The 7,171-nt window shown below is 70.6% G+C and carries 7 protein-coding genes; 2 read left to right on the forward strand and 5 right to left on the reverse strand.

The window, feature by feature from the left end:
- Positions 1-95: 95 nt before the first annotated feature.
- From STRTUCAR8_RS28715 to STRTUCAR8_RS28725, 3 genes are read right to left on the reverse strand one after another with little or no spacing between them, the layout of a single operon-like run.
- The gene (locus STRTUCAR8_RS28715) at positions 96-1,229 is read right to left on the reverse strand and encodes an Mrp/NBP35 family ATP-binding protein (RefSeq protein WP_044473063.1); all 1,134 of its coding nucleotides are present in this window, start codon (positions 1,227-1,229) and stop codon (positions 96-98) included.
- A gap of 43 nt (positions 1,230-1,272) precedes the next feature.
- Positions 1,273-1,890: a DUF1003 domain-containing protein gene (locus STRTUCAR8_RS28720; RefSeq protein WP_006379601.1), complete on the reverse strand. Its 618-nt coding sequence runs from the start codon at positions 1,888-1,890 to the stop codon at positions 1,273-1,275.
- Positions 1,880-3,265, reverse strand: a complete 1,386-nt coding sequence (locus tag STRTUCAR8_RS28725; RefSeq protein ID WP_006379604.1) for a magnesium transporter MgtE N-terminal domain-containing protein — start codon at positions 3,263-3,265, stop codon at positions 1,880-1,882. Before STRTUCAR8_RS28725 ends, STRTUCAR8_RS28720 begins: the two co-directional genes overlap by 11 nt.
- 214 nt (positions 3,266-3,479) lie before the next feature.
- Between STRTUCAR8_RS28725 and STRTUCAR8_RS28730 the strand changes: the two genes are divergently transcribed.
- Positions 3,480-4,238, forward strand: coding sequence for a hypothetical protein (locus tag STRTUCAR8_RS28730; RefSeq protein WP_044473062.1), 759 nt, complete (start codon positions 3,480-3,482; stop codon positions 4,236-4,238).
- A gap of 67 nt (positions 4,239-4,305) precedes the next feature.
- On the opposite strand, the gene STRTUCAR8_RS28735 is transcribed toward STRTUCAR8_RS28730, so the two are convergent.
- Together STRTUCAR8_RS28735 and STRTUCAR8_RS28740 are read right to left on the reverse strand one after the other, a co-directional pair.
- Positions 4,306-4,857, reverse strand: coding sequence for a hypothetical protein (locus STRTUCAR8_RS28735; protein ID WP_006379602.1), 552 nt, complete (start codon positions 4,855-4,857; stop codon positions 4,306-4,308).
- A 68-nt stretch (positions 4,858-4,925) separates the two neighbouring features.
- Positions 4,926-6,050, reverse strand: a complete 1,125-nt coding sequence (locus tag STRTUCAR8_RS28740) for a magnesium and cobalt transport protein CorA (RefSeq protein WP_006379598.1) — start codon at positions 6,048-6,050, stop codon at positions 4,926-4,928.
- Positions 6,051-6,555: 505 nt separating this feature from the next.
- Here STRTUCAR8_RS28740 and STRTUCAR8_RS28745 point away from each other — a divergent pair.
- The coding region (locus STRTUCAR8_RS28745; RefSeq protein WP_063748538.1) for a suppressor of fused domain protein at positions 6,556-7,171 on the forward strand (616 nt) is incomplete at its 3' end.

Genomic DNA, 7,171 nt, shown 5'->3' on the forward strand with positions numbered 1-7,171 from the left:
TGTGGGGCATGAGGTTGTGGGGCGGGTGCTGCGCCGTCGTGGCTTGTCGCGCGGTTCCCCGCGCCCCTAAAGGCAAAAGCCCCAGCCGGTGCCCCTCAGAACTTGTTCCTCGGGGTGATGCCCAGCGACATGCCCGACAGGCCCCGCTGCCGTCCTCCCAGTTTGCCCGCGATGCCTCGCAGGGCCGCGCCCGCCGGGGAGTCGGGGTCCGTCAGGACGACCGGCCTGCCGTCGTCGCCGCCCTCGCGGAGGCGGACGTCGATCGGGATGGAGCCGAGGACCGGGACCGTCGCTCCCGTCGTCCTGGTGAGGCCGTCCGCGACGCTCTGGCCGCCGCCCGTGCCGAAGACGTCGACCATCTCGCCGCAGTGCGGGCAGGGCAGGCCGGCCATGTTCTCGACCACGCCGACGATCTTCTGGTGGGTCTGTACGGCGATGGCGCCCGCGCGCTCGGCCACCTCGGCCGCCGCCTGCTGAGGCGTCGTCACGACCAGGATCTCGGCGTTCGGGACCAGCTGGGCCACCGAGATCGCGATGTCGCCCGTGCCCGGCGGGAGGTCCAGCAGAAGCACGTCCAGGTCGCCCCAGAACACGTCCGACAGGAACTGCTGGAGGGCCCTGTGGAGCATCGGGCCGCGCCAGACGACCGGGGCGTTGCCCGGGGTGAACATGCCGATGGAGATGACCTTCACGCCGTGCGAGGACGGCGGCATGATCATGTTCTCGACCTGGGTCGGAAGGCCCTCGACGCCCAGCATGCGCGGCACGCTGTGGCCGTAGATGTCGGCGTCGACCACGCCCACCTTGAGGCCGTCGGCCGCCATCGCCGCCGCCAGGTTGACGGTGACCGACGACTTGCCGACACCGCCCTTGCCGGACGCGACCGCGTACACGCGCGTGAGGGAGCCCGGTTTCGCGAAGGGGACCTCGCGCTCGGCCTGGCCGCCGCGCAGGGCGGACGCCAGTTCCTTGCGCTGGTTGTCGCTCATGACGTCCAGCTCGACGTCGACGCGGGTGACACCCTCGACCCGCGAGACCGCCTCCGTCACGCTCTTCGTGATCGTGTCGCGCATCGGGCAGCCGGAGACCGTCAGGTACACGGCGACCGCGACCGCTCCGTCCGCGCCGATCTCCACCGACTTCACCATCCCCAGTTCGGTGATGGGTCGCTGGATCTCGGGGTCGTTCACCGTCGCCAGTGCTTCACGCACCGCGTCTTCCGTAGCCATGACCCCGATGGTACGGGGCCGCACACCGCCCCCGGAAAGCCCGTCACCGGTCTTCTGCGTCACGCCCCCGAGGCCGTTCTGGCGGGAATGAGGCGGTTTTGTCGGAGTGGTGCCCCTCTTCGTGCCGTTCCGCGTACCGCTCCTCCAGCTCTTTGACGAGGTCCTGGAGCTCGGAACGGATCCAGTCCCGCGTCGCGACCTCGCCGAGCCCGGCGCGCAGGGAGGCGATCTCGCGGGTCAGGTACTCCGTGTCGGCGATCGACCGCTCGTTCTGCTTGCGGTCCTGTTCGAGGTTGACGCGGTCGCGGTCGTCCTGCCGGTTCTGGGCGAGAAGGATCAGCGGGGCCGCGTAGGACGCCTGGAGCGACAGCATCAGCGTCAGGAAGATGAACGGGTAGTGGTCGAAGCGCAGGTCGGCCGGTGCGCTCACGTTCCACACCACCCACAGGATGATGACGACCGTCATCCAGACGATGAACCGTCCGGTGCCGAGGAAGCGCGCGATGCGTTCGGACATGCGTCCGAAGGCCTCCGGGTCGTACTCCGGCAGCAGCCGACGCCTGGGCGCACGCGGCTGGTCGAGGCGCACCCGGGGACGGGAGACCGCCGTGGCGCCGGCGGCCGCACGCTCGCGGGCGCCCGTCTCGCGCTCAGGAGTCATGGTCACCCGCTTCCTCGGACTCGGCGTCGGCCTCGGCGTCGCCGTCGCGCTCCCTCTCGAGGTCACCCTCGCCGTCGCGCTCGCTGTCGTTCCCGGTCTCGACCTCGTTCCCCGTCTCGTCGAGGTGGAACTCCGTCTCCCGCCAGTCCTCGGGCAGCATGTGGTCGAGGACGTCGTCCACGGTCACCGCGCCCAGCAGGGACCCGCTCTCGTCGACCACCGGCGCCGCCACCATGTCGTACGTCGCGAAGAAACCGGCGACGACCGGCAGTTCGGCGTCCGGGGAGAGCGGTTGCAGGTCGTCGTCGACGAGGGAACCGACCAGCGTGTACGGCGGGTCGCGCAGCAGCCGCTGGAAGTGGACGGCGCCCAGGTACTTGCCCGTCGGCGTCTCGTCCGGCGGCCGGCACACGTACACCTGGGCGGCGAGCGCGGGGGAGAGGTCGGGCTCGCGGATGCGGGCCAGCGCGTCCGCGACGGTCGCGTCCGGGCGCAGCACGATCGGCTCGGTCGTCATCAGACCGCCGGCCGTGTCCTCCCGGTACGCCATCAGACGGCGCATGTCGGCGGCGTCGGAGGGCTGCATCAGGCTCAGCAGCCGCTCCTTGTCCTCCTCGGGCAGCTCGCCGAGCAGGTCGGCGGCGTCGTCCGGGTCCATCGCCTCCAGGACGTCGGCGGCGCGCTCCTCCTTGAGCTTGCCGAGGATCTCGATCTGGTCGTCCTCGGGCAGCTCTTCGAGTACGTCGGCCAGCCGGTCGTCGTCGAGAGCGGCGGCCACCTCCGCGCGCCGCTTGGGGGAGAGATGGTGCAGGACGTTCGCCAGGTCGGCGGGGCGCAGCTGCTCGAAGGTGGCGAGGAGGCTCTCGGCGCCCTGTCCGTCCTCCTCCAGGGAGAAGCCGGTGACGGCGGACCAGTCGACGGTCAGCGTCTCGCCGTTGCTGCGCCGGAAGGCACCGCCGCGGCCCTTCTTCCGTACGAAGACCCGCTCGATCTCCCAGTCGCGCCGGGCCGGCAGCTGTCGTACCGCCACATCCAGGACCGTGACCTCCTCGCTGGTCTCGCCGAGGACGACGCGCCGGTCGAGGAGTTCGCCGAGGACGAGCCGCTCGGTGGGGCGCTGCTCGAAGCGCCGGACGTTCAGCACGCCCGTCGTGATGACCTGGCCGGACTCGATGCCGGTGACGCGGGTCATGGGCATGAAGACGCGGCGCCGGGTGGTGAGTTCGACGACGAGGCCGAGCAGCCGGGGCGGACGGCGGCCCACGCGCAGCATCGCGACGAGGTCGCGCACCCGGCCCACCTGGTCGCCGTTCGGGTCGAAGACGGCCATACCGGCGAGGTGCGAGACGAAGACGCGGGGTGAACCTGCCGCCATGCCACGCCTCCTGCCTCGGGGTGCGCTGCGGGGAGCGCGTCGATTGCGTCCAGGGGTTCCGAATTGCCTGCTCGAGTGCGCTTCAGGCTAGCCCGTCCCGTTCCGCCGCGCCCTGGTGGGGGGTCCGGACGGACTGGCTCCGCCGGGGGCCGACGGCACCGGTACGCTGCCGTCCACACTCCTCAGGACACCCGTACGAGAGGCAGCCCCACCTGTGTCTGCGATTCCCCGTGGCCGTACCCGCAGCGCCGGACTGGTGAGCGCGGTGTGCGCCCTGCTCGTGACGGGGACAGGGCTGACGGGATGCGGCGCCGACCCGGACGAGGGCACGAACGGGGTCGGCAAACTCCCGGCCGGCACCATCCAGACCAAGACGCGTACAGCGGCCGACTCCGCCGACGCCGTACGGCTGTCCGGGACCGTGGTGACCAACGGGACCACCTACACCCTCGACATGCGGCTCAAGGGCGACGGCGGCACCGGGTCGGTCACCGCGAAGGGGGCGACGTTCCGGCTGCTGCGGGTCGGTGAGCACCTGTTCCTCAAGGCGGACGCCGCGTTCTGGAGCCATGAGAGCACCGGTAAGGCCGAGGACAGCGAGTCGGACGCGGCGGCCGCCCAGAAGCTCGGGGGCCTGTTCGTGAAGGTGCCGACCGGCGACCCCTCGTACAAGAAGTTCAGCGGGTTCACCGACAAGGACGTACTCCTGGACGGCCTGCTCACCCTGCACGGCAGCCTCGCCACGGACGGCCACCACGAGCAGTCGGGCGTCCGCACGATCCGCATCACCGGCGAGGACGGCTCCGGCGGCACCCTGGACGTCTCCCTGGAGGGATCCCCCTACCCCCTGCGCCTCGTCCGCGCGGGCGGCGCGGGCACCCTGCTCCTGAGCGACTGGGGCAAGGACTTCCCCCTGGAGGAACCGTCAAAGGACGAGACGGTCGACTACGGCCAGCAGTTGCCGACCTCCTGAGGGGGCGGAGCCCCTCTCAGGGGCGCGGGGAACTGCGCGACCAGCCCCCATGGGCCCGCGGCAAAAACTACCCCGCAGACCGCCTACGCCTCTTGAACAGCAGCCGCGGCACCCCCGCCGGGATCGGCTCCCGCGTGGTCGCCGACGTCGGCAACGGCGGCGCGGCCAACGACCCCTCCGGCAGAGGGCGCGAGCCCCCCGCGCGCGGAACCAACCGCACCACCCGGCATTCACGCGCCCACCGGTCCGGCATGGCCTCGCCGTCCGGCGCGTTCAGCCGCTTCCCCTTCAGCTCGGCGACCGCGGCCTCCCACTCCGGGGAGCGCGGGGCCAGCTCCTCGACCGTCGCCGGCCAGGTGAGGAGCCGCCCGCCCTTGTCCTTGCTGCGGACGGTGACCTCCGCGTCGGCCCCCTCGACCAGGCCGGGCAGCGGCTGCTCGCCGGGCCCGCCGCCGACCAGGACGGCCGCGCCCTCGTGCCAGACGTGCCACATCGCACGGGCCGGGATGCCGTGGCCCGGGACGTGCAGCGCGGGCACACCGTTGCCCTTGACCCAGATCAGGCCGGACTTCTTGGTGGCCTCCTCGACGAGGGCCCGGTCGAGCAGCGTGTCAGTCATGGACAGAAGGGTAGCGATGCCCTCCGGTGACGCGGCCGGCCGTCACGGCCGGTCGTCGAAGCCGGCCGTCAAAGCCAGCCGTTGCGCTTCAGCGTGCGGTGGATGCCCACACACATGCCGATCATGGCCGTCATGACCACGGGGTAGCCGAACTTCCAGTGCAGCTCCGGCATGTAGTCGAAGTTCATGCCGTAGACGCCGCACACCATCGTCGGTACGGCGATGATCGCCGCCCAGGACGTGATCTTCCGCATGTCCTCGTTCTGCGCGACGGACGCCTGGGCGAGGTTGGCCTGGAGGATCGAGTTGAGCAGCTCGTCGAAGCCGATCACCTGCTCCTGGACACGGGCGAGGTGGTCGGCGACGTCGCGGAAGTACTTCTGGATGTCGGGGTCGATCAGCCGCATCGGGCGCTCGCTCAGCAGCTGCATGGGCCGCAGGAGCGGCGAGACGGCCCGCTTGAACTCCAGGACCTCACGCTTGAGCTGGTAGATCCGGCCGGCGTCCGTACCGCGCGGGGTGCCCTTGCGGCCCGGCGAGAACACCTCCGTCTCGACCTCGTCGATGTCGTCCTGCATGGCGTCCGCGACCGCGACATAGCCGTCGACGACATGGTCGGCGATGGCGTGCAGCACGGCGGAGGGGCCCTTGGCGAGCAGCTCGGGGTCGTCCTGGAGGCGGTGGCGCAGCGCACGCAGGGAACCCTGGCCGCCGTGCCGGACGGTGATGAAGAAGTCCCGCCCGGTGAAGCACATCACCTCGCCGGTCTCCACGACCTCACTGCTCGCGGTGAGTTCGGTGTGGTCGATGTAGTGGATGGTCTTGAAGACGGTGAAGAGCGTGTCGTCGTAGCGCTCCAGCTTGGGCCGCTGGTGGGCCTGGATCGCGTCCTCCACGGCGAGCGGGTGGAGCCCGAACTCGCTGGCGATACCGGAGAACTCGGCCTCCGTCGGCTCGTGCAGACCGATCCACACGAAGCCGCCGTCGCGGCGCACCTTGCGCATCGCCTCGTGCGGGGTGAGCGGCTTGGCGGGGTTCGGGTTGTCGACCCGGGCGCCGTCGCGGTAGACGGCGCAGTCGACGACGGCGGAGGGGGTCGAGGGGTCGCGGGTGGTGTCGTAGGTGCCGCCGTCCTTGCGCAGGGAGGGACGGGACGGGCGGACGGCGGCACGCAGGTTGTGGATCATCGACATGTGGCAGGTTCCTTCGCTACAGGCAACGAAAGACCGCCGCCAACGGCTGGAACTGCCCGGAATGGGGACGTCCTGACTGAGGATGTTTGGCACGTCCACAAAGCGGGGAGCACCGCACCGTCGCGGTGGTGAGCTTCGCTACTGATTCAGAACTGACTCAGATCACATGGATCAGGCAAAACGAAACCAAGTGCTCTTCCGCGATGACGCGAATGCGAGAGGTGACAGCCAGCCGGAGAAGCCGGAGCGACTACATCAGCGGGCGGAAGAGCGGGTGCTACTGCACGGATGACTTCGATCCATTGCAGCCCCACCTCCTCCGGCCGGTCCCTCGTGAGGGACGATCCATTCCCCTTCAAGGGGAGCCCCCGAGGGGGAACTTCAGCGGTGTCGGGACTCGATCGCTACGCTTCTGCGTGCTGCCCCGAACCCGGCCTAGGGTAACAGTCGACTGAACTGTCAAGGTGCGCGTTTGCCCGTAACTGACGAGTTCTATGCTCGCGGCATGTCTGATGTTCTTCCTCTGGTCGAGGCCCGGCTGCGTACGACGCTGGGCGAACCGGACGCGCGCGCCGCGGTCACCTTCCTCGGTACGGATCGCGTCGAGGTGCTGCGTTTCCCGGGCCAGGACCGGGACGGGGAGGCCGGGGAGATCGTCCGCTACGCCACCCTCGGCATGTCCGCGCAGCCGATGGCCGACCCCGCCGAGCTGCTCGCCGACCCGGTGAAGGGTCCGCGCGCCGAACTGGTCATCTCCGTCCGGGCCGGCCTCGCCGACACCGACAAGCTGCTGCGCCCGCTCGCTGTTCTCGCCGCGTCCCCGCAGGTCGAGGGTGTGATCGTGGCCCCCGGCGCCTCGCTCGACGTCGGGGAGCCGCTGTGGCCCGGGGCGCCCTTCACCTCGGTTTTGGTCGCGGAACCGGGCGGCCTGGTCGAGGACCTGGAGCTCGACGCGCCCATGGACCCGGTGCGCTTCCTGCCCCTGCTCCCGATGACCGCGAACGAGGCCGCCTGGAAGCGCGTCCACGGCGCCCAGGCCCTCCAGGAACGCTGGCTCACGAACGGGACGCGGTGTCGGCGTCCAGCTCGGCGACCACGGACCCCGGGCGCACCGAAGGCAA

It is taken from the genome of Streptomyces turgidiscabies Car8, assembly GCF_000331005.1.
GTDB classification, from domain to species: Bacteria; Actinomycetota; Actinomycetes; order Streptomycetales; family Streptomycetaceae; genus Streptomyces; species Streptomyces turgidiscabies.

Bases quoted from the DNA above. Each gene is read 5' to 3' on its own strand.
- STRTUCAR8_RS28715 (WP_044473063.1), bottom strand. From the start codon at position 1,229: ATGGCTACGGAAGACGCGGTGCGTGAAGCACTGGCGACGGTGAACGAC.
- STRTUCAR8_RS28720 (WP_006379601.1), bottom strand. From the start codon at position 1,890: ATGACTCCTGAGCGCGAGACGGGCGCCCGCGAGCGTGCGGCCGCCGGC.
- STRTUCAR8_RS28725 (WP_006379604.1), bottom strand. From the start codon at position 3,265: ATGGCGGCAGGTTCACCCCGCGTCTTCGTCTCGCACCTCGCCGGTATG.
- STRTUCAR8_RS28735 (WP_006379602.1), bottom strand. From the start codon at position 4,857: ATGACTGACACGCTGCTCGACCGGGCCCTCGTCGAGGAGGCCACCAAG.
- STRTUCAR8_RS28740 (WP_006379598.1), bottom strand. From the start codon at position 6,050: ATGTCGATGATCCACAACCTGCGTGCCGCCGTCCGCCCGTCCCGTCCC.